Annotated in this window: 22 protein-coding genes; 5 read left to right on the top strand and 17 right to left on the bottom strand. The window is 60.9% G+C overall.

The features are described from left to right. The first annotated feature begins 567 nt into the window (after positions 1–567). The gene (locus GTF44_RS14475; protein ID WP_145216978.1) at positions 568–864 is read left to right on the top strand and encodes a hypothetical protein; all 297 of its coding nucleotides are present in this window, start codon (positions 568–570) and stop codon (positions 862–864) included. Positions 865–1225: 361 nt separating this feature from the next. On the opposite strand, the gene GTF44_RS14470 is transcribed toward GTF44_RS14475, so the two are convergent. The 8 genes from GTF44_RS14470 to GTF44_RS14435 all read right to left on the bottom strand — a co-directional run bounded on the left by GTF44_RS14470 (position 1226) and on the right by GTF44_RS14435 (position 10794). Next, on the bottom strand, positions 1226–2518 hold the full coding sequence (locus GTF44_RS14470) for an HlyD family type I secretion periplasmic adaptor subunit (protein WP_171561964.1): 1293 nt from the start codon (positions 2516–2518) through the stop codon (positions 1226–1228). A gap of 712 nt (positions 2519–3230) precedes the next feature. Beyond that, on the bottom strand, positions 3231–4736 hold the full coding sequence (locus tag GTF44_RS14465) for a mannitol dehydrogenase family protein (RefSeq protein ID WP_171561965.1): 1506 nt from the start codon (positions 4734–4736) through the stop codon (positions 3231–3233). Next, on the bottom strand, positions 4724–5497 hold the full coding sequence (locus GTF44_RS14460) for an L-iditol 2-dehydrogenase (protein ID WP_367383410.1): 774 nt from the start codon (positions 5495–5497) through the stop codon (positions 4724–4726). Before GTF44_RS14460 ends, GTF44_RS14465 begins: the two co-directional genes overlap by 13 nt. Further along, entirely contained in the window at positions 5494–6498 is a 1005-nt protein-coding gene (locus tag GTF44_RS14455; protein WP_171561967.1) for an ABC transporter ATP-binding protein, read from the bottom strand. The genes GTF44_RS14460 and GTF44_RS14455 overlap by 4 nt, the downstream gene beginning before the upstream one ends. 12 nt (positions 6499–6510) lie before the next feature. Next, positions 6511–7341 carry a carbohydrate ABC transporter permease gene (locus GTF44_RS14450; protein ID WP_171561969.1) on the bottom strand — a complete coding sequence of 277 codons (831 nt, stop codon included), beginning with the start codon at positions 7339–7341 and terminating at the stop codon, positions 6511–6513. Between the two features lie 9 nt (positions 7342–7350). Next, positions 7351–8229 carry a carbohydrate ABC transporter permease gene (locus tag GTF44_RS14445; protein ID WP_145216962.1) on the bottom strand — a complete coding sequence of 293 codons (879 nt, stop codon included), beginning with the start codon at positions 8227–8229 and terminating at the stop codon, positions 7351–7353. A gap of 121 nt (positions 8230–8350) precedes the next feature. Beyond that, the gene (locus tag GTF44_RS14440) at positions 8351–9670 is read right to left on the bottom strand and encodes a sugar ABC transporter substrate-binding protein (RefSeq protein WP_145216959.1); all 1320 of its coding nucleotides are present in this window, start codon (positions 9668–9670) and stop codon (positions 8351–8353) included. Positions 9671–9762: 92 nt separating this feature from the next. After that, complete coding sequence (locus tag GTF44_RS14435) at positions 9763–10794, bottom strand: LacI family DNA-binding transcriptional regulator (protein ID WP_171561970.1); 1032 nt, start codon at positions 10792–10794, stop codon at positions 9763–9765. 224 nt (positions 10795–11018) lie between these two features. On the opposite strand from GTF44_RS14435, the gene xylB reads away from it, so the two are divergent. From xylB to GTF44_RS14415, 4 genes are all read left to right on the top strand, one after another. Further along, entirely contained in the window at positions 11019–12476 is a 1458-nt protein-coding gene (gene xylB, locus GTF44_RS14430; protein WP_171561972.1) for a xylulokinase, read from the top strand. A gap of 150 nt (positions 12477–12626) precedes the next feature. After that, entirely contained in the window at positions 12627–13331 is a 705-nt protein-coding gene (locus GTF44_RS14425) for an ABC transporter permease (RefSeq protein ID WP_145216950.1), read from the top strand. Then, positions 13325–14041 carry an energy-coupling factor ABC transporter ATP-binding protein gene (locus tag GTF44_RS14420; RefSeq protein ID WP_171561981.1) on the top strand — a complete coding sequence of 239 codons (717 nt, stop codon included), beginning with the start codon at positions 13325–13327 and terminating at the stop codon, positions 14039–14041. The genes GTF44_RS14425 and GTF44_RS14420 overlap by 7 nt, the downstream gene beginning before the upstream one ends. Positions 14042–14045: 4 nt before the next feature. Further along, positions 14046–14855: a substrate-binding domain-containing protein gene (locus GTF44_RS14415; RefSeq protein WP_171561983.1), complete on the top strand. Its 810-nt coding sequence runs from the start codon at positions 14046–14048 to the stop codon at positions 14853–14855. Between the two features lie 133 nt (positions 14856–14988). On the opposite strand, the gene GTF44_RS14410 is transcribed toward GTF44_RS14415, so the two are convergent. The 9 genes from GTF44_RS14410 to GTF44_RS14370 all read right to left on the bottom strand — a co-directional run bounded on the left by GTF44_RS14410 (position 14989) and on the right by GTF44_RS14370 (position 23274). Beyond that, positions 14989–15195, bottom strand: coding sequence for a DUF6494 family protein (locus tag GTF44_RS14410; protein WP_145216939.1), 207 nt, complete (start codon positions 15193–15195; stop codon positions 14989–14991). 38 nt (positions 15196–15233) lie between these two features. Continuing rightward, positions 15234–16469, bottom strand: a complete 1236-nt coding sequence (locus tag GTF44_RS14405; RefSeq protein WP_216365160.1) for a c-type cytochrome — start codon at positions 16467–16469, stop codon at positions 15234–15236. A gap of 1 nt (position 16470) precedes the next feature. Then, positions 16471–16626, bottom strand: a complete 156-nt coding sequence (locus tag GTF44_RS14400; RefSeq protein ID WP_171561985.1) for a hypothetical protein — start codon at positions 16624–16626, stop codon at positions 16471–16473. A 3-nt stretch (positions 16627–16629) separates the two neighbouring features. Continuing rightward, positions 16630–17739: an Mrp/NBP35 family ATP-binding protein gene (locus GTF44_RS14395; protein WP_171561986.1), complete on the bottom strand. Its 1110-nt coding sequence runs from the start codon at positions 17737–17739 to the stop codon at positions 16630–16632. A gap of 97 nt (positions 17740–17836) precedes the next feature. After that, positions 17837–18865: a formate dehydrogenase subunit gamma gene (locus GTF44_RS14390; protein ID WP_171561988.1), complete on the bottom strand. Its 1029-nt coding sequence runs from the start codon at positions 18863–18865 to the stop codon at positions 17837–17839. 13 nt (positions 18866–18878) lie between these two features. Further along, positions 18879–19475 (bottom strand): formate dehydrogenase FDH3 subunit beta, encoded by a 597-nt coding sequence (gene fdh3B, locus GTF44_RS14385; protein WP_145216933.1) that lies wholly within the window; start codon positions 19473–19475, stop codon positions 18879–18881. Positions 19476–19490: 15 nt separating this feature from the next. After that, complete coding sequence (locus GTF44_RS14380) at positions 19491–22454, bottom strand: formate dehydrogenase subunit alpha (protein WP_171561990.1); 2964 nt, start codon at positions 22452–22454, stop codon at positions 19491–19493. Between the two features lie 2 nt (positions 22455–22456). Next, positions 22457–22666, bottom strand: coding sequence for a hypothetical protein (locus tag GTF44_RS14375; protein WP_145216927.1), 210 nt, complete (start codon positions 22664–22666; stop codon positions 22457–22459). 62 nt (positions 22667–22728) lie between these two features. Continuing rightward, complete coding sequence (locus tag GTF44_RS14370) at positions 22729–23274, bottom strand: molecular chaperone (RefSeq protein ID WP_171561991.1); 546 nt, start codon at positions 23272–23274, stop codon at positions 22729–22731. Between the last annotated feature and the right edge of the window lie 192 nt (positions 23275–23466).

Below are 23466 nucleotides of genomic sequence, written 5' to 3'. Positions count from 1 at the left end.
ACTCTCCGTGCCCAGCTCCATCTGCGCCTTCTGACCAGAACACACCGAAACTGCGCCAATCAACACCCGAGAGCCCCTTGTCTAGCTTGGAAATCGCCCCCGCTGCGCCAGCCCTGAAAGGGGAAACCGCAGATCTTTAGCACCTAAGCGATCGATTGCTCACCGCATGTCAGATGCGCGCGAAGCCGATGTATTGCGCCCTCTGGCGACCAAACCTCGGCGCATGTCGGCTCATTGCATCAGATGCCGTAATATCGCACCGCTCTCACACGTCATATCTTGTGTCTACAGCCCAGACTTGACATCTGCCGCCCATCTCAACTATTTCCAAAATAGAAACAATTTGATCAAGCTGATGATTTAGCATTGGAGCTAGGAAATTCGGCGTGATAAGAAAATAGTAAGAATTTTGTTGCATCCCGTTGTTAGAGGCGCGTCGTGAATCCGCCGATTTGACCAAGACGTTTCGGGTCAACCTTGCCTCATCGCGGACGCGCGATGCACCATGTTCGTCGTTAAGGAGTTAGGTCAGATCAGAGCAATGATAGAATGATAGACAGAGTCAAGATGACCACCGTTGCCCGCCTTCGAGAGTTGATCGCGACGCTTGAGCGCGACCTGGGGCTTCAGTCTTTGTCAGCAAATGAACTCAACGTGCTATATGTCGTTCGACTGTTGAGCGATGAGGTTAACAACCTCGATGCCGAAGCGGCAGACATCCGCGACCACACGATTACCGCCAGCATGAGTCAACCAACCCTAAACCGCACGATCCGCTCCTTGATCGAGAAGGGCTATCTGGAACCCGCGCCGAACTATAAGACCAAACGCTATAGACTGGGGCCGAAAGGCGCAGAGATCTGATCTGGGGCCGATGACGGGTTCGGTTCGGTGCCAGTAGGTATTGGAGTACGACACGGTCGGTCATCTGGGGTTTAATATCTGCATGGGATCGACGAATTCTGGCCGGTTAGAGAAGGTCGCGTCTCGGAGAAATTCTTCACCCAAATGAACAGTCAAGTACTGGCAAGGAAGCAGTGGGGCGCACGTTGCGGCATCTCAAACCCAACCATCACAAACAACAGGCGGGCATATTGGCGACGCCATTCAGCTGGAGAGACGCTTATGCTTGGCAAAACGGCGCCACTGGCGAACCGCAGATTGCTCACGCTGGCCTTGGGCGGAGGAGAAGTCGATAGCTGAGTTGCTGCCGACCCGTCCCGGGCTAAGGGAATAGCCCCATGATCGGCTCCAACAGATAGTCGATCACCGAGCTCTCGCCCGCACGAATGTCAATCTCGGCGATCATCCCCGGAAGAATACGAACCTGCTCTCCGCCAGCGTCCAAAATCGCACCATCAGTCTGGATGACGGCAACAAACATTTCGGGCGGCTCGCGCCCATCCAGTCTATCGGCATTCGGACTGATCCGCGTAATCCTGCCATCAAGCGCACCGTATCGCGTGACGTCATAGGCTGTAAGTTGGACCCGGACCGGTTGGTTCAGCTTAATCAGTCCGATATATCGGTGCGCAATGTAGGCCTCCACCTGAAGATGATCATCAAAGGGCCCGATCTCGACAAGATTCTCGCCTGCGCGCACAGTGGCACCAATCGTCTGGTGGTGTAGCGTGTTCACCACTCCCCGATCGACGGCGCGTAGGGCGGTGCGGGCGGTAAGGCTTTCACCCGTAGTCAGTGACCGGCGTAAGCTGTTTAGTTCCTCAGTTGCCGCCGTGAGATCTTGAAAAGCATTCGCCCGAAAACCGGTCTCAACTGCGCGGGCGATCTCATTGATCTCCGTAGCGTCGGCATCAAGCTGGCCCAAAGCGGCCTCGGCTCTCGACCGACGGCTGATTTGCGCCTCTTCCTGCCGCTGAAGGTCAACTAGGGAGGTCTCTGGTTCGACCCCTGCGTCAACAAGCGGCGTCATGATCGCAAGTTGCTCATTAAGGCGTTCTGAGGCACGGCGTGCCACTGTCAGGTCGCGCATCACCTCGACGCGATCGCGATGATTCTGATCAAGCCGTTGCATGAGCGCAGCGATATCGGCCTCGTGCTCTTGCATCCGGGCGACATAGAGCGCTCGCTCGCTCTCCACAAACTGGATCGCGTTGGCCTCAAGCTCCGGTGTGAAAGATAGCGGTTCGTCCCCAGTCTCAGCTGTTAATCGGGCAATACGCGCCTGCAGCGCAAGGACGCGTTGCTGTTCGCGGTCAAATTGACTGCTTTGCGTGACAATTTCGAGTTCGATCAATGCGGCACCCGCCTCAACGATGTCGCCTTCTGACACGAAGATTTCGCTGATCACCCCGTCATTATCCGCGGTGATCTGCTGAAGATCACCGAGCGGAACCACAAGGCCCGGCACATGCGTGACATCCTCGACTTTAGCCACAACCGCCCATGCAACAGCAGCAAGCATTGCGACCAGAACAACGATGAGCAGCAGAGACTCCCGAATATGCACCCGCGCTTCGCGATCATCAGCGAGCGCATCCAGATCATTGCGGTCCATTAGCGTAACTGGTCCTTTTGGACCTCGCTCACGGCTTCCACCGTCGGCAGAACTCCATCGGCCCTAACCCGCTCGCCTTTGATCAAGGTGACCCGATCTACCAACTGCGAAGGCCCATGCCATAGCTCGTGGAAATCAGCCTGCGCTTGAACGGCGCAGCGAACCGAATGAAACTGCCTCAAGCCTCCGCTCCTTTCCATTTCTTGCTCGACCGGACACCTGCGGCCAAGGCTCGAAAACACACAGTTGCATCTACAAGAGATTATGTTCATGTATGCGCGCCGCAGCCATTCATGTAGACCATGCAAATCATCAAAATGAATTTTTATGAGCGTGTGGCGTAAAGGCAACCGATACTGAGCTCAAATAGTCATCCCAATTGCCATCGTGCGACAATCCGTCAGGCCTGGAAAAGCATCATTAAATCAAAGGGATATCCCAAATCGCCCACCATTGCTGAGATCTGTCTTGGCGTCTGGGAAACGGAAGATCAGAATGGAACCGATGTGGCACGAACCAGGGAGTATCATAAGGAACCGACGCGTTCACACGCCTGCTGGCCAGCTTCTGATCAGGGTGCAAACGATCCCGATGGTCGCCTTGTCCTGCCCCTCCTACCGATTACGCGCAGCGTCTCGGAGGCTCTGCCCTACTGCAAGCCGACAAGCCCAGCCGACGGCATTGTCTCGGGACGGCAGCGCCCTGCCGCACTTCAAGCCCGGTCGAGATATGTCGCAAGCGCCTCTTGGGGCCCGCGCCGCCAGATCAGGGCGAGCCAGCGTTCAAACGTCTGCGAGAAAACCGGATCATCCGCAAGATCGCCGTAAAATCCAGCTTGTTCGAGCCATGCCAGGGGTCGGATCTTGGCCTCTTCGGCCACGCGTTGAAGCTGCGTCCATTGCGGGTCGTTCGCTTCGATCTCTGTTCCGTCCTCTCGGACTCCGGCGCACATGCGCGCCCAAAGTGCCTCGACGAGGGCAAGCCCCTCAATAGACCCGCCTTCAGCGCGCGCGCTTCGCAGCACTGGAAGGATGAAGCCCGGATGGCGAGACGACCCGTCGAAGGCCACCCGGCGGGTCGTGTCTCGGATCGCCGGGTTGGAAAAGCGGCGTTCGATCAGGGCGAGATACGCCTCAGCAGTTAGGCCGGGAACCACGTTGACATAGGGCAGGATCTCTTCTGTCTGAACCTTGCGAAAGAAGGCCAATAGCGGTGCATGCGCCATACAATCGGCGATGGTGGCGAGAGACAGAAGTTCGCCTGCATTGGCCAAGACCTGATGCCCGCCATTGAGAATGCGGATCTTCATCATTTCGTAGGGATGCACGTCGTCGGTGAAGGTCGCACCGATCTTGTCCAAATCCGGACGACCGGCGCAGAACGTATCTTCCAGAACCCATTGCCGGAAGTTTTCGTGGCTCACCGGGGCCGCGTCGGTGATGCCGAAATCCCGCGCGCGTGAGAGTTCTGCGGGGCCGGTCGCAGGCACGATGCAATCGACCATCGAGTTGGGGAACGCCCCCTCGGCATCAATCCAATCGGCAAGGTCGGGATCACTCAGCCGCGCAAGCCCCGTCACGGTGCGACGCAGGATCGCCCCATTGCCGCTGAGATTGTCGCAGCTTAGCCCCGTGAAAGGCGGGTGACCGTTCGCCCGCCGCAGACGCAAGGCGGCGACCATGGCGCCGAAGGCGGTGTGCGGGCGCCGAGGCGTCTCGGCATCATGGCGTATATCGGGATGTGTGATGTCGAGGCCGCCCGACACGGGGTCGATGTAATACCCCCCCTCCGTCACGGTGAGCGCGACGATGCGGATCGCGGGATCGGCCATCGCGGCAATCAGCGGGCCGTTGCCCTCTTCGATTGGCAGATAGTCGATCATCGGGCCGGTCACTTCGGCGGAACACTGGTCGGGGGCCAGTTCAATCAGCGTTGTGAGGCAATCCTGCGCGATCAGTTTCTGCCGCATTTCGGCGTCGTATGGGCGGACACCTGCGCCGAGAATGGCCCAATCCAGCGCCTCTCCCTGTTGCATCAAGCGATGCAGATACCAGGCCTGATGCGCCCGGTGGAAATTGCCCAGCCCGATATGCACGATCCCGGGGGTCAGAAGGGTCCGGTCATAGGTCGGTTGGTCGACACCCGCAGGGAGATGGTCGAGCGTCGCGTTCGACAAAGGCACCGGAGCCGGTGCCTGATCTGGCTTCAGCTCATCCATTGACCGCCATCGACATTGTAGCATTGCGCGACGATGTAATCGGCCTCATCGCTGGCCAAGAAAATCGCCATGCCGGTAAGGTCTTCGGCCCGTCCCATACGCCCGTAGGGCACGGCTTCACCCACTTCCTTCTTCTTCTGGCCGGGCGCTTTGCCCTCGTATTTGGCGAAGAATGCGTCAACGCCATCCCAATGCTCTCCATCAACCACACCCGGCGCGATCGCGTTCACATTGATGCCGTGTTGGATAAGGTTTAGGCCCGCCGATTGCGTCAGGCTGATCACTGCGGCCTTTGTGGCGCAGTAAACAGCAACCAAGGCCTCACCACGCCGGCCAGCCTGCGAGGCCATGTTGATGATCCGGCCTTTGATGCCCTGGTCGATCATATGCCGGGCAACGGCCTGCATCATGAAGAGCGTGCCGCTCACATTGATTTCGAAAACGCGCTGATAGTCGGCGCGGTCGATCTCGATAAGGGGCGCGGCGGTGAAAATCGCGGCGTTGTTGATCAGGATGTCGATCTGGCCTAAATGCGCGACCGTCTCGGTCACCGCTGCGTCGATGCTGTCCTGCTTGGTTACATCCAACTCAACGGCAATAGCCGCGTCCCCGATCTCCGCCGCCGTGGTACGCGCGCGCGCAATGTCGATATCCGCAATCGCAACGCGCGCCCCTTCGCGAACATAGGCCTCGGCAAAGGCCCTGCCGATGCCACGGGCCGCCCCCGTGATCAGCGCCGATTTACCCTCCAGTCGCATCACGCGATCCGGAGTCCGTCAGCGCCGAACCGGTGCAGATGGTCAAGGTCTGGGCTTAGGAAGATTTGATCTCCGTAATGCAGATCAACCTCGCCGCCAACGCGCACGGTCACCGGTTCGTCGATCCCCTCGCAGGTGACATGGAAAAATGTGTCGGAGCCCAGATGCTCCGAGACACCTACCTTGCCTGGCCAGTCGCCCGCCTCCGACGACACACGCACATGTTCGGGCCGGATGCCGATGGTCGTGGCATTCTGTGCGGCGGCGATGGCCCCGCCGATCAAGTTCATCTTGGGCGAGCCGATGAACCCGGCAACGAAGAGGTTGCGTGGGGTGCGGTAAAGCTCCAGTGGCGATCCGACCTGCTCGATATTGCCAGCACGCAGCACCACGATCTTGTCAGCCATGGTCATGGCCTCGACCTGATCGTGGGTGACATAGATCATCGTGGTCTTGAGCCGTTCATGCAGCTCTGAGATTTCCAGCCGCATACCGACGCGAAGCGCCGCGTCGAGGTTCGAGAGCGGCTCGTCAAACAGAAACGCCGCCGGTTCGCGCACAATGGCGCGCCCGATAGCGACCCGTTGCCGCTGCCCGCCCGAAAGCTGCCCAGGCCGCCGGTCGAGATAGTCAGTGAGGTTCAACACATCCGCCGCCGCCTCGACCCTACGTTTCTGCTCGGCAGCATCCAGTTTCGCCATGCGCAGCGGGAAAGCGATGTTCTTTCGCACAGACATATGCGGGTACAGCGCGTAGCTCTGAAACACCATGGCGAGGCCGCGCTTGGCGGGCGGCACCTCGGTCGCGTCCTGCCCGTCGATGCGGATTTCCCCGCCGCTGACATCCTCAAGCCCCGCGATCAGGCGCAGAAGCGTGGACTTGCCGCAGCCCGATGGGCCGACAAAGACCACAAACTCCCCGTCTTCGATGGTCAGATCGAGCGGTGGAATGACCTCCACCTCCCCGAAGGATTTGCGGACCTTGTCGAGTGTGATGCGTCCCATCGGTCCGCTCCCTTATTTCACCGCGCCGAAGGTCAGGCCGCGGACGAGTTGTTTCTGGCTGAACCAGCCAAGGATGAGGATCGGCGCGATCGCCATAGTCGAGGCCGCGCTGAGCTTGGCGTAAAACAGGCCCTCGGGGCTGGAATAGCTGGCGATGAACGCGGTGAGCGGGGCTGCGCCAGCCGCCGTCAGGTTTAGCGTCCAGAACGCCTCGTTCCACGCGAGAATGACATTCAACAGGATGGTGGAGGCAATGCCTGGGATCGCCATGGGCGTCAGCACGAAGAGGATTTCCTCGCGCAAGCCTGCCCCGTCCATACGCGCCGCTTCGAGGATATCGACCGGGATTTCCTTGAAATAGGTGTAGAGCATCCAGACGATGATCGGCAGGTTGATCAGCATCAGCACCAGGATCAGGCCGATACGGGTGTCGAGCAGGTTGAACTGCACGAAGATAAGCGAAATCGGGTAGAGCACGCCAACAGCGGGCAGCATTTTGGTGGACAGCATCCAGAGCAGGATGTCCTTGGTCCGGCGTGACGGGACAAAAGCCATGGACCAGGCGGCGGGCACCGCGATCAGGATGCCCAGAAGCGTCGAGCCGCCGGCGATGATCACCGAGTTCCACAGGAAGCGCATATAGTCCGAGCGCTCCTGCACAACGCTGTAGTTTTCCAGCGTCCAATCGAAGTTGAAAAACAGCGGCGGGTTAGCGATGGCTTGCGCTTCGGTTTTGAAGCTGGTCAGGATCGTCCAATATATTGGAAAGAAGATCAGCAGCCCGATCACCCAAGCAACTGTGGTGGTGATGATCTTGCGACGTGTGGAAACTGCGCGTGCCATATCCGCCCCCTACCGATCCAAGTTCTTGCCAACGATGCGCATCAGGAAGAGCGCGATGATATTGGCGAGGATGATGGCGTAGACACCGCCCGCCGATCCGAGGCCGATATTCTGGCTGTCCACGACCCGCTGGAAGATCAGATAGGTCAGCGTCCGGGTGCCGAAGGACCCGCCCGTGGTCACGAAGATTTCGGCGAAAATCGACAAAAGGAAGATCGTCTGGATCAGGATAACGATGGTGATCGCCCGCCCCAGATGCGGCAGCACAATATAGAAGAAGCGGGCCAGAACCGGGGCGCCGTCCATCTCAGCGGCCTCAAGCTGTTCACTGTCGAGCGACTGGATCGCGGTGAGCAAGATCAGCGTCGCAAAGGGCAGCCACTGCCAGGACACGATCAGGATGATCGACTCCACCGAGGCGTCCGAGAGCCAAGAGACTGGCTCAGCCCCGAAGAACCGCCACAGATGGGCGAACATGCCGTTCACCGGGTCCATGAACATGTTCTTCCAGACCAGCGCGGTCACCGTTGGCATCACGAAGAAGGGTGCGATCACGAGGATTCGGACGATGCCCTGCCCCCAGAACGGTTGGTCGAGAAGGATCGCCAGCAGAACGCCCAGAACCACCGTGATGACCAAAACCCCACCGACGATCAGGAGCGTGGCCTGCACGCTTGGCCAAAACGAGCTTGATCCGATGAAGCGGACGTAATTCTCAAACCCGACCCAATCGAGGCCCCGTTCCAGCGAGTCCCCCCGCATCGGCAGGTATCTCTTGAACGAGAAGTAGAGCGTCATGGTCAGCGGCACCAGCATCCAGCCCAGGAGCAGGATCACGGCGGGCGCCATCATCAGTCTTGCTGCAGAACGGGAATGTTGGGTCGCCATGGGGACATCTCTCATGTTGGCGGGGCAGATCCCGCGCGGGACAGTGACAGATTAGCAGGATTGGCCGAGAAAACCCGTGAGGCAGGACGGACCCGCCCCACGGAGCTGCGTGCGCGAAGGTTTAGCGGTAGCCCGCCGCTTCCATCGCGTCGTTGGTCAGCGCCTGGGCATTTTCGAGAGCCTCTTCAACGGTCTGCTGACCCGCATAGGCCGCCGAGAATTCCTGGCTGACCTCGGTGGCGATACCAGCGAACTCCGGAATGGCGACGAACTGGATGCCGACATAGGGCACCGGATCGACGGTCGGGTTCGTCGGATCCGCCGCGTTGATCGAGTCGAGCGTCATCTGCGCAAACGGGACCTCTTGATATTCCGGGGTCTCGTAGAGCGAGGTGCGCGCGCCCGGCGGCACATTGGCCCAACCTTCGTTTTCAGCGACAAGCTCGATATAGCCGGTCGATGTGGCCCATTCGATGAACTGCAACGCGGCATCAGCTTGCTGCGTGCCCGCCGGGATCGCCAGGGCCCAGGCCCAAAGCCAGTTGGACCGTTTGCCAAGGCCGGTATCGGGGGCCAGGGCGAAGCTGACGGAGTCGGCAACAGTGGAGTCGTCGGGGTTGGTCACGAAAGACGCCGCGACAGTCGCGTCGATCCACATGCCACAGCGGCCTTGCTGGAACAGCGACAGGTTTTCGTTGAACCCATTCGTTGCGTAGCCAGGAGGGCCAGACTCGCTCATCATATCGACAAAGAAGTTCAGCGCTTCGGCCCATTCCGGCTGATCAAACTGCGCGTTCCAGTCTTCATCGAACCAGCGTGCCCCGAAAGAGTTGGCGGTGACGGTGATGAAGGCCCCGCCCTCACCCCAACCGGCCTTGCCACGCAGGCAGATGCCGTTGATGTCGTTGTCGCGGTCGGTCATGGCGGCCGCAGCTTCGCGGATGAACTCCCATGTCGGCGCGTCAGGCATCTCTAGCCCGGCGGCTTCCATCAGGTCGGTGCGGTACATGACCATGGAGCTTTCGCCATAGAATGGCGCGGCATAAAGCGTGCCGTCATGGCTGAGCCCACCACGCATGGCAGGCAGAATGTCGTCGACGTCATATTCTTCCGATAGGTTGTCGAGCGGTACGAGCCAGCCATTTGCGCCCCAGATCGGGGTCTCGTACATACCGATGGTCATGATGTCGAACTGACCACCATTTGTGGTGATGTCTGTGGTCACACGCTGACGCAGCACGTTCTCTTCCAGCGTCACCCATTCGACATTGATGCCGGTCTGGTCGGTGAATTGATCGGTGTAGCCCTGCATCCGGATCATATCGCCGTTGTTCACGGTGGCGATTGTGATGGTTGTGGCATGGGACTCCGCCATCGCGGCGGTGGCGGCAACGCAGAGCGCAAGCGCACTCGACGCGCCAAGCGCGGTCTTCAGGTACATCCGTATCCTCCCTGGTTGGATGTTATGCGCCAAAGATTGCGCCCGAATCATACGCGCGTCAACTTAATTTTTACGCGCGTAAATTTTGAAGGTCACGCCGATGCCCTAACAACCAGATGCGCGGGAAAAAGCGTCTCCGGCCGTGTCCGGAAATGCCCGCCGTTTTCAATGAGTTCAAAGAGGGTTTCGACACTGCTCTCTGCCACCGAAGCATAGTTATGCGCCGCCGTCGTCAAGGCGGGGCAGGTAAAGCGCGAAAACGGATGATCGTCATGTGAAGCCACCCGCAGCGCGAATCCGGCCCCCCGACCGACTCGCAGACCCCGCTCGTAACAGGCCGCCAGAACACCAATCGCCAGCCGGTCGTTGCTGCACAGGATGGTGTTGGTCTTGAAATCGCCCGCGGCAATCGCGGTATGCGCCCCCTGACGCCCGATTTCCTCAAAGCCCCAGCCGTCGCCTTCGATACTGATCACGACCGGCTCCTCACCATGGCGCGCCATCGCGTCGATATAGGCAATCCGCCGCTTGTTGGCATTCGGATTGGCGGGCGTGCGCATCTCGAAAAAACAGGGCGGCTCGCCGCTCCGGCAGAGATAATCCACCGTCTGATTGACGAAACTCGCATTATCGGACCCAATGAACGCTTCGCCCATCCCCTCAATATTACTGTCAAAAAGCACCGTGGGCACATCGCGACAGAAGCGTTCAATCGCCCGTTTATCCGAAGATCGCCCAAGCGGTGCCAACAACACACCCGCGGGTTTGAGCGACCGAAGACTGTCGAGGTTCTCGCGCTCTTGCCCACTGCCGCCATGGGAGCTGAGCAGGATGGGCCGGAACCCCGCCTCGGTGCAGAGGATCTCAAGACTGCGGGCATGTTCTGCGAACACAGGGTCTGCGAGGTAGGGCACGACGATCCCGATATTCTTGGTCAGGCGCCGGTTCTGATTGACGGCATAGATATTCGGACGAAAATCATAGCGCTCCAAGGCCGCTTCGATCCGCGTGCGCGTCGACGACCGCACACTGTCGGGGTCGTTGAAATACTTGGAAACCGTCGGCCGCGACAGTCCGGTCACCGCCGCAAACTCTTCCATATTGCGGATCTTTTGCTCACTCATTGGATCGCCTTTGTATCGATCATTTCTCTACGAGCCGAGGATATGGCTTGCCACGCCCCCAATAAAACCTGCAAAACATTACGCGAGTAAAGTTCTAATCGCTGCCGTGGCAGCACTGGCCCGGCTTCGCGGGATCGACATTGGCGCAGGACAGCGCTGAAAGGCCCCCGAAGCGAAGACGGAATATGCCCTTATCAGGGCCGGCTCTCAACGGCGGAGGCGCAATGTATCTGGGTATCGATTTAGGAACCTCGGCGGTCAAAGTCTGTGCAATGCGGCCCAATGGCGGCGTCGCGGCGATGACGTCTTACCCCCTCGATCTGCATCACCCGTTCGACGGCGCAAGCGAGCAGGATTGCGCCTCCTGGTGGGCGGCCACCTGTGAGGCGGTACAAGGATTGCCCCCGGACGTTCGGTCCGAGATTCGCGCAATCGGCTTGTCGGGACAGATGCATGGCGCCGTCCTGCTGGACAAAGACGGGCACCCCGTCCGGCCCGCAATCTTGTGGAACGACGCCAGAGCCATTGCCGAATGCGCCGAGATCATCGCGGCAGAGCCGCTGGCGGCCAATATCACCGGCGTTTTGCCCATGGCGGGGTTCACTGCGCCGAAACTTCTTTGGCTTGCCCGCCACGCACTAGAGCAGCACGCGAAGGTCGCACACGTGTTGCTGCCAAAAGACTATATCGGCTTTCGACTCCACGGTCGGTTTGTCACCGATCCGTCGGATGCCGCAGGCACCTCGTGGTTCGATGAACGGACGCGAACCTGGTCAGCCCGCATGTGCGAGATCAGCGCGACTGATCCGACCTGGTTGCCGGAGGTTATGTACGGCTCCGAAACCGCGGGCGCAATTCTGCCAGAGGCCGCCGCGGCGCTTGGGCTGCCGGTTGGCGTGCCGATCGCGGCGGGCGGTGGCGATGCGGCGGCCGGCGCCGTCGGGATCGGCGCGGTCTCAGCGGGTGACGGTTTCATCTCTCTCGGCACCTCCGGTCAGCTGTTCGTCACCACGTCAGAATACCGCCCGAACCCCGAGAGCCGCATCCATGCCTATGCGCATACGGTTCCCGATCACTGGTTCCAGATGGCGGCAATGCTCAACGGCGCGCGTCCGATCGCATGGCTTGCAGAGCTTCTCGACCGGCCCATCGCTGACCTTCTTGCCGAGGCAGAGTCTGCCGAACCCGGGCCGATTTTCCTCCCCTATCTCACAGGCGAGCGTACCCCCCATGGCGACACCGAGATCCGCGGCGGTTTTGCCGGCCTTGGAGAGAATACAACACCTGGCGGCTTGATGCGCGCCGTGGTGGAGGCCATCGCTTTCACCTTCGCCGATGCAATGGCGGCGCTCCGAACCGCCGGAACCACCTGCGACAGTCTTTTGGCGATTGGCGGCGGCACACAAAGCGATTTTCTGATGCAGACGATCGCGACCGTGACAGGCTGCCGGATCGGGCGCAGCGATGGTGCCCAAATCGGCCCGGCGCTTGGGGCCGCGCGCCTGGCCGCCGTTGCCCATGGCGTCACCCGAGAGGGCGCAATCATAACGAAGCCAGAGGTCAAAACCTCGTTCGAGCCCGCGACAAGCGAAACGGATGCCTTGATGGCGAGGCTATCGGGGTTTCGGGCCATGTATCCGGCACTGAGCGCTGTGCGGTTGGCTGGCGCAAAAAGCTCTTAGAACGCCCAAAACAAGACACCACTCTTCCGACGCAAGCGATGCCATTCCAACCCCACATCAAACGCGGGGAAATTGCCCTTTCGTCCGACGGATAAAATGGTATCACATGTCAATGACTTTCAAGTGCAACAAAATGAAACGCCGCAACGAATGAATGAAATTGTCGAGGGGCTTGTCGAGGCTGCGCGGCTGATTGTTGTGCTTGACCCGGAACTGGTCGAAATCACCCTGCGATCATTGCAGGTCACAATCACGGCGGTTGTCATCGCGGCGGCGATTGGCTTGCCGCTTGGGGCATGGCTGGCGGTGAACCGGTTCCGCTCGCGGCGTTTGGTGATCGCGCTCCTCAACGCGTTGATGGGGCTGCCGCCTGTCGTTGTCGGTTTGATCGTCTATGTCATCCTCAGCCGGGCCGGACCCTTAGGCGTGTTGGGGCTTTTGTTCACGCCAACCGCGATGATCATTGCCCAGGTGATTATCGTCACGCCGCTCATCGCCTCCATCGCGCATCAGGCAATCCGGGATTTGTGGTCGGAGTACCATGACCTGCTCATTTCGCTGAACACCACCAAGCGCCAACGGGTGGCGACCCTGCTCTGGGATGCACGGCGCGCGCTTCTGACGGCCTGCCTGGCGGGGTTCGGGCGTGGGATCGGCGAGGTCGGCGCGATTATGATCGTTGGCGGGAATATCGATAATGCCACTCGGGTGCTGACAACGGCCATCGCGCTTGAGACCGGGAAAGGGAACTTTGCCCTCGCGCTTGGCCTTGGGTTTGTGCTGATCGCCCTCGCGATCGCGGTCAATCTCCTCATTCACTCGCTCTCGCGGACGGAGAGTTCGGCAACATGGTGAATTCGATCCTCCCCCTGCGCGTTGAGGCTGCCGAGGTTAAACGGCGCGGCACACGGCTGATCGGCCCGATTGACCTGACGCTCGGCAAAACCGGTGTCACGATTGTTTTGGGTCCGAACGGGTCTGGCAAGACGACCCTCTTGAGGTTGATGCAGGGTTTGGAACGTCCGGCACGTGGCAGCTTGATTTGGTCGATCCCCGAAGCTGAAGTCCGGACCAAACTGGCCTTCGTCTTTCAGACCCCGACGATGATGCGCCGCAGTGTCACCGACTCCATCGCATATGCCCTGACCGTGGCCGGCACAAAACGGGCAGAAGCCCGCAAACGCGCCCGAGAGATTGCCGAACAAGTGGGCCTCGGCCATGCGCTTGACCGATCCGCGGGCGTGCTCTCCGGCGGTGAGAAGCAAAAGCTGGCCCTGGCGCGGGCTCTGATCCGGCAACCCGAAATCCTGTTTCTCGATGAGCCCTGCGCCAATCTTGATGGGCGCGCCACGCGTGAGATCGAGGCCATTCTGACCGATGCAAAGAGCCGCGATACGCGCATCGTCATGTCGACACATGACCTTGGGCAAGCGGCAAGGCTTGCAGATGAAATAGTTTTCATGCTCAATGGTTGCGTGCACGAAACAGGTCCGGCAGAGAGATTCTTCTCAACGCCAGAAACGCCCGAAGCACACGCCTTTCTCAATGGTCAGATCGTGGAGTAACTGTATGAAAAACCGAGCTTTAATTGCCGCCCTCGCCCTTGCCCTGTCTACCGCACCCGCACTGGCGGAGACGGTGCGCATGGCCGTCACGACATCGTTTGAAAACTCCGGTCTCGCGGATGTTCTTCTACCAGAAATCCAAGAGGAGCTTGGTATCGAAGTTGAGCTTCTTGTTGTTGGCACGGGGCAAGCCCTGCGCCTCGGCGAAGCCGGCGATGTCGACGCAGTGCTCGTGCATTCCCGCCCTGCTGAGGAGGCCTTCGTGGCCGCCGGACATGCGACCCATTGGCGGGAGATCATGTATAACGATTTCGTCCTGGTTGGCCCGTCTGGCGACCCGGCAGACGTCGCCTCGGCCGAGACAGCCGCCGGCGCTCTGGCCCAGATCGCCGAGGTTGACGCGGCTTTTGTCTCTCGCGGCGACAATAGCGGCACACATCAAAAGGAACTGGCCCTTTGGGCTGGCGCGGGCGTCGACCCAGAGACCCTGGGTGGTTCCTATAACGCTGTTGGCGTAGGCATGGGCGCGGCGCTCAATACCGCCTCGGGGCTGAACGCCTACATCCTGTCGGATCGGGCCACCTGGCTGACCTTCGGCAACAAAGGCGATCTGGCGCTGCTCTTCTCGGGCGACCCGGAGATGTTCAACCCCTACTCGCTCTTGCCTGTGAACCCTGAGCGGCATCCGCATGTAAACAATGATGCCGTCATGGAGTTGGAAGCCTGGCTGGTCGGCCCACGCGGCGAGGAACTGATCAACGCTTATACCGTTCTGGATGAGACCCTCTTCGTGCACAGCGCGGTCCCGCAATAAGGGCTGCTGGACGACGTCAGCGTCAAAACTCAATACGAAACGCCGCCCCGAACATTCGAGGCGGCGTTTTTCTGTCTCAATGCGTTCGCCCCATCCGGCGACGCCCCATGACGCGAACGGGTTGCGCGATGCGTTAGTCTTCGTCGCGCCCGCTGATCTTCCCTTCGACGCGATGTTCCAGATCAAGCCCATCGACCTTGAGGGTCATGGTCGCGGTGAAGCTTTTGCCAGCGGTCGCGTCGACGCCGGCTGAGCGCATCGCGTCTTCGATGGCCTGTTGCGATGTGACGCCGACCTGCTTGAGGAACTTCCGCATCGACATGTTGTAGTCTTCGCTCATCAGCTTTCTCCGATTCATCTAGAAGATTTTGGCGGCGCTTAACGCGTCGCCGTTTCAAGAAACTCGATCAAGGCGGCGCGGTCCGCCGCGCTCGGCACACGCTGTTCCGGCATCCGACTGCCGGGAGTGTAGGCGTCGGGCCCGAACTCGAACAGTTCCGACACTGTCTGCGGCGTCCAAACGATGTCGAGTTCCAGCAAGGCGTCGGAATAATCATAGCCCGGCGCGGTGCCGATCCGCCGCCCGAACACATTGTGAAGCGTCGGGCCAGCGCGCTGCCCGTCATCGGGGGTCAGCGTGTGGCAGACGGCGCAGGCTTGGAACACTTCGGCCCCGCGTGGGTTGGTCAAGGTCGGCTCTGGCACACCCGCACCGGTTCCAAGAGGTGCACCCTCGGGCGACCAGCGCCGAATCCAGCCATCATTCCCGCCCGTCCACAAACCGTCATCGCTCAGCGCAAGCGCCCAGACCGCGCCTTGACCGGTCGCGATCTCGGAGCGGATCTCTAGCGTCTGCGGATCGATCAGCCAAACCGCGCCGGTCATGTCCGACACTGCGACCTGCCCGCCGCCGGTGGCCACCGCGAGAAGAGGTCGCGTCGTGAGCTCCAGGGTCTGCTTCGGCTGCCCCGGCACGACGCGCCGCAAGAAGCCATCGGCACCGGCGATGAAGATCGCATCCCCGTCGGTCGCCAGATCACTCGGCGGCGCTGGTAAATCGGTGACCGAGGCGGCGCTGCCATCTGCATTCCAAAGGCGCAGGCGCAGATCGGAGCCGACACTGGCCAGACCATCGCCAAAAGCCGCAAGCCCGGTGACCTGCCCCTGATGCCCGTCAAGATAGCGCGGTGCGTCCTCGCCATCCCAAAGCGCGATCTGCCCATTCCAAGAGCCCGACGCGATCCCGCCCGCCCAGGGCGCGAGATCGGCCACTGGCATATCGTGCCAGGACTCAAAGCTGAGCGGGTCTACCCCCCTGCCCCAGATCGCGACATGTCCGTCTTGTCCGCCGGAGGCAAAGCGTCCATCCGGTAGCGGCAGAACCGCCGTCACCGCACCGGCATGGGCACGGGTGATTTGACTGGCGACGATGCCGTCCCAGACAATCGCCCGCGTGTCGAAAGAGCCGGAGACCACGCGGCTTCCGTCCACCGCGAGGGCGCGGACCGGGCCGCCATGGCCGCGGAGATCCTCCGCCAGTACGGGTGGCGCGACCGCAAGCAGCAGCGCGAGACCCGCCGCAAAAGCTATGCGGGTGGTGCCGGACGCGGCCAAATCAGTAGTTGATCAGATTGTCGCCGGGGTTGCCGACCCGTGCCCCTTCGGTGGTGAAGGCCGTATGCGCATCAACTTGAAAATTACCGTTCAGAACAAAGGAGGCTCCGCCGGCAATGAAGACCCCGATGACGAGTGAGGCGATGAAAGCTTTCATGGTTCATACTCCTTGTAGAGTTTTCTGTTGTGAGTGCGGAGCGGCATCAAGCGTGCTCCAAAGTGTTCGGGCCATATCTGTATATACCATACCAAGCGGGCCATCCGGATCCCGCGCGACAATCGGCTGACCACTATCCGAGGCGGTGCGGAGGTCCGTGGTCAACGGTATAGCGCCCAGATAGGGCACGTCGAGACGCGCCGCTTCGGCCGCCGCGCCACCGCTACCGAACAGCGCGTGCTGGCTCCCGCAATCGGGGCAAACGAAATGCGCCATGTTTTCGATAACGCCTAGGATCGGGACATCGACTTTGCGGAACATGGCGATCCCACGGCGGGCGTCGATCAGGGCGAGGTCTTGCGGGGTCGAAACGATAACGGCGCCAGCGAGGTCCGTGCCTTGCGCAATCGCGAGTTGTGCATCGCCGGTGCCTGGCGGCATGTCGATGACCAGGACATCGAGCTCGCCCCAATCGACATCCGACAGCATCTGCGTGATCGCCGACATGACCATAGGGCCGCGCCAAACCATCGCGGTTTCTTCGTCGACCATCAGCCCCATCGACATCGCTTCGAGACCGTACGCCTGCATCGGGCGCAGGCGGCGGTCTTTGCCAAGCCGAGGCCGACCATGGAGCGCCAGGAGCGTCGGCAAGGACGGGCCGTGAATATCAGCATCGAGAATGCCAACCTTCAGACCCAAGGCGCGCAGGCCCAGAGCCAGATTGACCGAGGTCGTCGACTTCCCCACCCCGCCTTTGCCCGAGGCCACAGCGATCACGTGACGGACACCGGACAGCACGGGCGGTTTCGCGGCGGGTGTTTTGGCCTTACCAAGATTTGGCGGCGCGGGGGCGGCGGCTTTCTCAGCGGTCAGCACCACGATGGCACCATCGCCGCCGGGCGCGGCACGCAGGGCCGCTTCGGCCTTGGCACGAATATCGGTATAGGTTGCGGCCTCTGCCTCTTTGATCGAGATGGCGAGAGACATCCGCCCGCCGGACAAGACCGGCCCAGACACGGTTTTCGCCTCCAGAAGCGGGGTGCCGTCCGGCAAGATCAGCCCGTCCAGCGCCTCGCGGGCGGCGGCAAGCAGGTCGGCATCATCCATCATGGAGGTCATTTCTTTGCATCTCGCAAAAGCAGGAAGGCACGGTCTGCTTTGGTGCCATGGCCGAGGCATCAATGCGCCCCGGCCATGGCGGGATCAGTCACTCGGCAGGCTGCGTGGCGGGGCGTGACCCCGCTTCGCCGCCGTCTTGGGATTGTTTGCTTTGAACCTCATCCACCCAGAGGGAATGGTGTTCTTTCGCCCAGTTGAGATCAACCTCGCCAGAGCCCATCGCATCGTAAGCACCCTCCATACCGACAGAACCGATATAGATATGCGCGATGACAATCGCGGTCAGGACCGCGGCAACGATGCCGTGGATCACCTGATAGAGTTGCCAGCCGGCCTCACCACCAGCCATCTCGGGGAAAAGCAGCATCACGCCGGTAAAGGACAGCGCCGCGCCACCGATGGTCACGGACCAGAAGATGCCCTTCTGACCAGCGTTGAACTTCTTGGCCGGCGGGTGAACGCCTTTCACAAAAAGACCACCACCCTGGCTGAGCCATTTAAGGTCAACCTTGTCTGGGATGTTGTGCACGACCCAATAAAGGAACGACAGAAGCAGGCCGAGCATGAAGGCAAAGCCCATGTAGTTATGGGCAACCTTGCCCCAGGCCGATAGCGTGCCAAACACGCCTTCGCCAAAGAGCGGCAGGATTACTGCCCGCCCGAACACCAGGTTCAGACCAGTGATCGCCAGCACGATGAACGACACGGCCATCAGCCAATGGGCAAAACGTTCCATCGAGGTGAAACGCAAAATGCGCTCACTCGACGGACCGGAATCGATCCGGATCTTGCCGCGGATCAGGTAGAACGCCACCAGCACAGCGAGCATGCCCACGACGGCAATCAAGGTCGTGGTGCGCACTGGACCGCCATGGGTATCCGCCCAGTTCCGGTTGCCGGGTTTGATCAGCCCGGACGACAGATCATCCGGGATCGTGACCCGGCCTTGCACCTGCGCATCACCGCTGAGCGCTCCAAGAAGCGCGTCTTCAGTCACCGATTGCGCCGTCGGGTTGACGATGTCCTGAGCCTGCGCCGCCTGCGGCTGCGCAAACAGGGCAAAGAGCCCGAGAGCTAGGACCGCAACAAGGCGGGCCATCTTGGTATGAATGGTCATATGTCTACCCCCCTTAGACAGATACGGTTTCGCCATAGGCGCTGCGCCAGCCCCAGGCACCGGAGCCATACCCTCGCGTCACGACACGTTCGCGATAGATGTCGGCGATGATGTCGCCATCACCGGCCAGAAGCGCCTTGGTGGAACACATCTCGGCGCAGAGCGGCAGTTTGCCTTCCGCAAGACGGTTTGCGCCGTATTTGACGTATTCCGCTTCGGTCATGTCGGCTTCCGGGCCACCGGCACAATAGGTGCATTTGTCCATCTTGCCGCGCGTGCCGAAATTGCCGACTCGCGGGTATTGCGGTGCGCCGAACGGGCAGGCGTAGAAGCAATAGCCGCAGCCGATGCAGGTGTCCTTGGAGTGCAGCACCACCGCGTCATCCGTGGTGTAGAAGCAATCCACCGGGCACACCGCCGCGCAGGGCGCGTCGGTGCAGTGCATGCAGGCCATCGAGACCGAGCGTTCGCCCGGCAGGCCGTCATTGATGGTGACCACGCGGCGCCGGTTGATGCCCCAGGGCACCTCGTGCTCGTTCTTACACGCGGTGACACAGGCGTTGCATTCGATGCAGCGGTCCGCGTCGCAAAGAAACTTCATTCTTGGCATTGTTCTATTCCTCTCTTACGCGGTCTCGATCTGGCAAAGGGTCACTTTGCCTTCGTGCATACCGGTCACCGGGTCGTAGCCGTAGGTGGTTACAGTGTTGACGCTTTCACCCAGAACCACCGGGTCGGTGCCTTCGGGGTATTTGGCGCGCTGATCTTCGCCCTGGAACCAGCCTGCGAAGTGGAACGGCATAAAGGCAACGCCGGGTGCCACACGCTCGGTGACGAGCGCTTTGACGCGGGCGCGGCTGTCCATCTCCGGGCCTTTAACCCAGACCCAACCGCCATCGACGATACCGCGGCTTTCCGCATCCGCCGGGTTGACCTCGACGAACATGTCCTGCTGCAGCTCGGCCAACCACGGGTTGGAGCGGGTTTCTTCGCCGCCACCTTCGTATTCCACAAGTCGGCCCGAGGTGAGCACGATGGGGAAATCGCTGGCAACGTCGCGATCCACGGCGGACGCCTGGATCGTGTGGCCGATATTCGGCACGCGGAACTGACGCCCATCGTCGCGGGTCGGGTAGTCGGCGACCAGATCGGGGCGCGGGCTGTAGATCGGCTCGCGGTGGACCGGGATCGGGTCGGGCAAGTTCCACGCCACGGCGCGGGCCTTGCCGTTGCCGAAGGGCACACAGCCATGGGCGATCGCGACACGCTGGATACCGCCAGAGAGGTCGAGCGACCAACTGACCGAAGCCATCCGTTCGGGATCATTGCCACCGATACGCTGGATCGTCGCCAACTCGTCCGGGGTCAACTCACTATCCCAGCCAAGGCTTTGCAGCACGCCATAGGTGAACTGCGGGTAGCCATCCTCGATATCCGATCCAGGCGGGTAGCTGCCCTCGGCCAGGAGCGTCTGACCGTCGCGTTCGAGACCGAAGCGCGGACGGAAGCCGCCGCCGCCCTCTGCAACCGGAATATTCGGGTTATAGAGGATATGCGTTCCGGGATGGCGCATCTCGGGCGTGCCCCAGCAGGGCCAGGGAAGGCCGTAATAGTCGCCCGCGACCTCTTCCGGCGCATCGTCAAAGGCGCGCAGTGTGACCAGGTCGAACTGATCCTGGTTCGCCATATGCGCCTTTAGGCGCTCCGGCGACTGACCGGTATAGCCGGTCGACCAACCACCACGGTTGATCTCTTCAAGGATCGATTCCGCCGTCGGCTCCATCGAGAACTTGCCCTGAACCATCTCGTAGTTCTTGAACATCTCATCGGCAAAACCGAGACGCTCGGCCAGGCGATAGATTACGGCGTAGTCATTGTCGCTCTCGAAGATCGGCTCGACAACTTTCTCACCCCATTGAACCGAGCGGTTCGAGGCGGTCCGGCTGCCATCACATTCGAACTGGGTCGAAATCGGCAGCAGGTAGGTGTTGTCGGTCCGGTCGTGCAGCGCGGCAAACGTCGTCGGGTGCGGGTCGGCCACGACCAGCAGGTCAAGCGCGTCCATCCCAACTTTCGAGGCACCCATCCTGGGCACCGTGTTACCGCCATGGCCGAACACGATCATCGCTTTGACATTGTCACGCTGATCGACTTCTTCGGAATCCAGCGTTGCCGCATCGAACCAACGGGTCGATGGAATGCCAGGAACGCTCATGTTCTCCTGCGCCGTCCGTGCATCGCGACCACCTTTGGCCGGCACGGCGTCGAACCGAGCCCGGAGCGACTCATACGGCACATCCCAAACGCGGGACCAGTGCCGCCAACCGCCCTCGGACAGGCCGTAGTAGCAAGGCAGCGACCCGATATCGAGGCCGAAATCCGTGGCACCCTGCACGTTGCAGTGACCGCGGAAGATGTTCGCGCCATTGCCCATGTTGCCAACATTGCCGGTGGCTAGCAGCAGGTTGCAATAGGTCCGCACGTTGGCGGTGCCCACGGTGTGCTGCGTGCCGCCCATGCACCAGATGAAGGTCGACGGGCGCTGCGTCGCAAAGGTCTGCGCCACACGTTCCAGCGTCGCGCCCGGGATGCCGGTAATGCGCTCCACCTCTTCCGGCGGATAGGCCTGTACGGCTTCGCGAATCTGCTCCATCCCCCAAACACGCTGGTCGATGAACTCGGTATCTTCCCAGCCATTCTCGAAGATGTGCCACATGATGCCCCAGATCACAGCGATATCGGTGCCGGGACGCATCCGGATGTAATCGGTGGCGTGGGCCGCGGTCCGTGTGAAGCGCGGGTCGAGCACGATCACATTGGCGCGGTTGGTTTCCTTACCGGTCAGGATGTGCTGCAGCGAAACGGGGTGCGCTTCGGCCGCATTCGAGCCCATGAAGACGATGGTCTTGGAGTTGCGGATGTCGTTGTAAGAGTTCGTCATCGCGCCGTAGCCCCAGGTGTTGGCAACACCTGCAACCGTGGTCGAGTGACAAATCCGCGCCTGGTGGTCGACATTGTTGGTGCCCCAGAAGGCCGCGAATTTGCGGAACAGATAAGCGCCTTCGTTTGAGAACTTGGCCGAGCCGAGCAGATAGGCGGCATCGGCGCCGCTGCGCTCGCGCACTTCCAGCATCTTCTCACCGACCTCGTCGATCGCCTGCTCCCAAGAGATCCGGACCCATTCGCCGTTCTCTTTCTTCATCGGGTATTTCAAGCGGCGATCCCCATGGACCAGCTCACGCACCGACGCGCCTTTGGCGCAGTGGGTGCCGCGGTTGATCGGGCTTTTCCAGGCGGGTTCCTGACCGACCCAAACGCCCTCTTGGACTTCGGCCTTCACCGTGCAGCCCACCGAACAGTGCGTACAGATGTTGGTGCGAACCTCAATCGGCTGGCTGAAATCGGTCGGGCCAGCTTCGGCGCGGCGCATCGTGCCAGCACCGATGGCGCTGACGGCGGCCAGGCCACCGACGGCCAGGCCCGAGCCCCGCAGGAAGGACCGGCGGTCGACAGGGCGTGCAGCCACGGATTGAGAAAAGGATTGAAGGCCCGGGCGGGCCGCGGTGGCGGATCTACGTTTGACCAGCATGTTCAGCGTCCCTCATAGTAGCGGTTGGTGCGGTAGAAGGCGAGCACATGGTCGCTTTCCTGATAGCGCTGCTTGGTGCGCTCATCCCCGACTTCCTCAGCAAAGGCCGGGCGGGCCGAACCGGCCGCAACGGCGCCGACGGATACACCAGCCATTGCGCCAACAAAGCCTCGGCGGCTTATTCCTTCAGGTTTCGCCTTCTTCTCGACCATTGAGACCTCCCTTATGAGCGGGCGCTGCGAAGATGCGCCCGCCGAAGATTGCGTTTGTTACGTTAATGGGCGGTCACCGCCGAAGCGGTCCCGTCCTGCTTGCGCGCCAGTTCGAAGGCACGGATTTCGATATCGGTGAACAGGCTGCCGATCTCTGCGACATGGCGGAAGAAATCCGCACTTGGTGCAACAGCGAGATCGTCAAAGAACTGCGGTGCCCATGGCTCCAAATGCCGGGCGAAGAACCCGGCCTCGCCAGCCGCGCCACAGCCAAGCGCATCGGCGCTGAATTCACCCGAGGCCAAACCCGCCATGATCTCAGACAGACTTGCGATGTGATCTTCGGGCTCGTGACGATCCTTGGCGCGTTCAATGCCCATCACCGCCAGATCACGGCGTAGATCGGCGAGCGGCCGTTCGTTCAGAAACCCGGTCAGATAGAAGGAGGCGTAGGGCAGAAGCTCGCCCCGGCCTACACCCACAAAAAGCTCGAAAAACTCGCGCTCAACCGCGGCCGCATCGGCAACCTCAGCCGCGCTGGCCAACCGTTGGTAAGCTTGACCCAAGGCGGTGTCATCACCCGTCAGACTTGCGACAGCGGAAAGCATGTCCGCCGATGGCGGAGCAACAAGAACAGACGCCAACAGGCCCCAGTGTTGGGCCCTTTGTTCGCTCTGATTATCGATCGCTAGCTTGGTTTCACCCTTGCTTACGCCAGTCAACGAAGCCTCCCGCTCCAAAGATGGGTTCTTTTATACTAATTACTTCATCTGCAACTAAAGCGCCAGTCGGCCGTTCAG

It is taken from the genome of Roseobacter sp. HKCCD6576-2, assembly GCF_013179285.1.
Classification (GTDB): domain Bacteria; phylum Pseudomonadota; class Alphaproteobacteria; order Rhodobacterales; family Rhodobacteraceae; genus Rhodophyticola; species Rhodophyticola oceani.
This window is presented reverse-complemented; position numbering and strand designations above follow the sequence as displayed.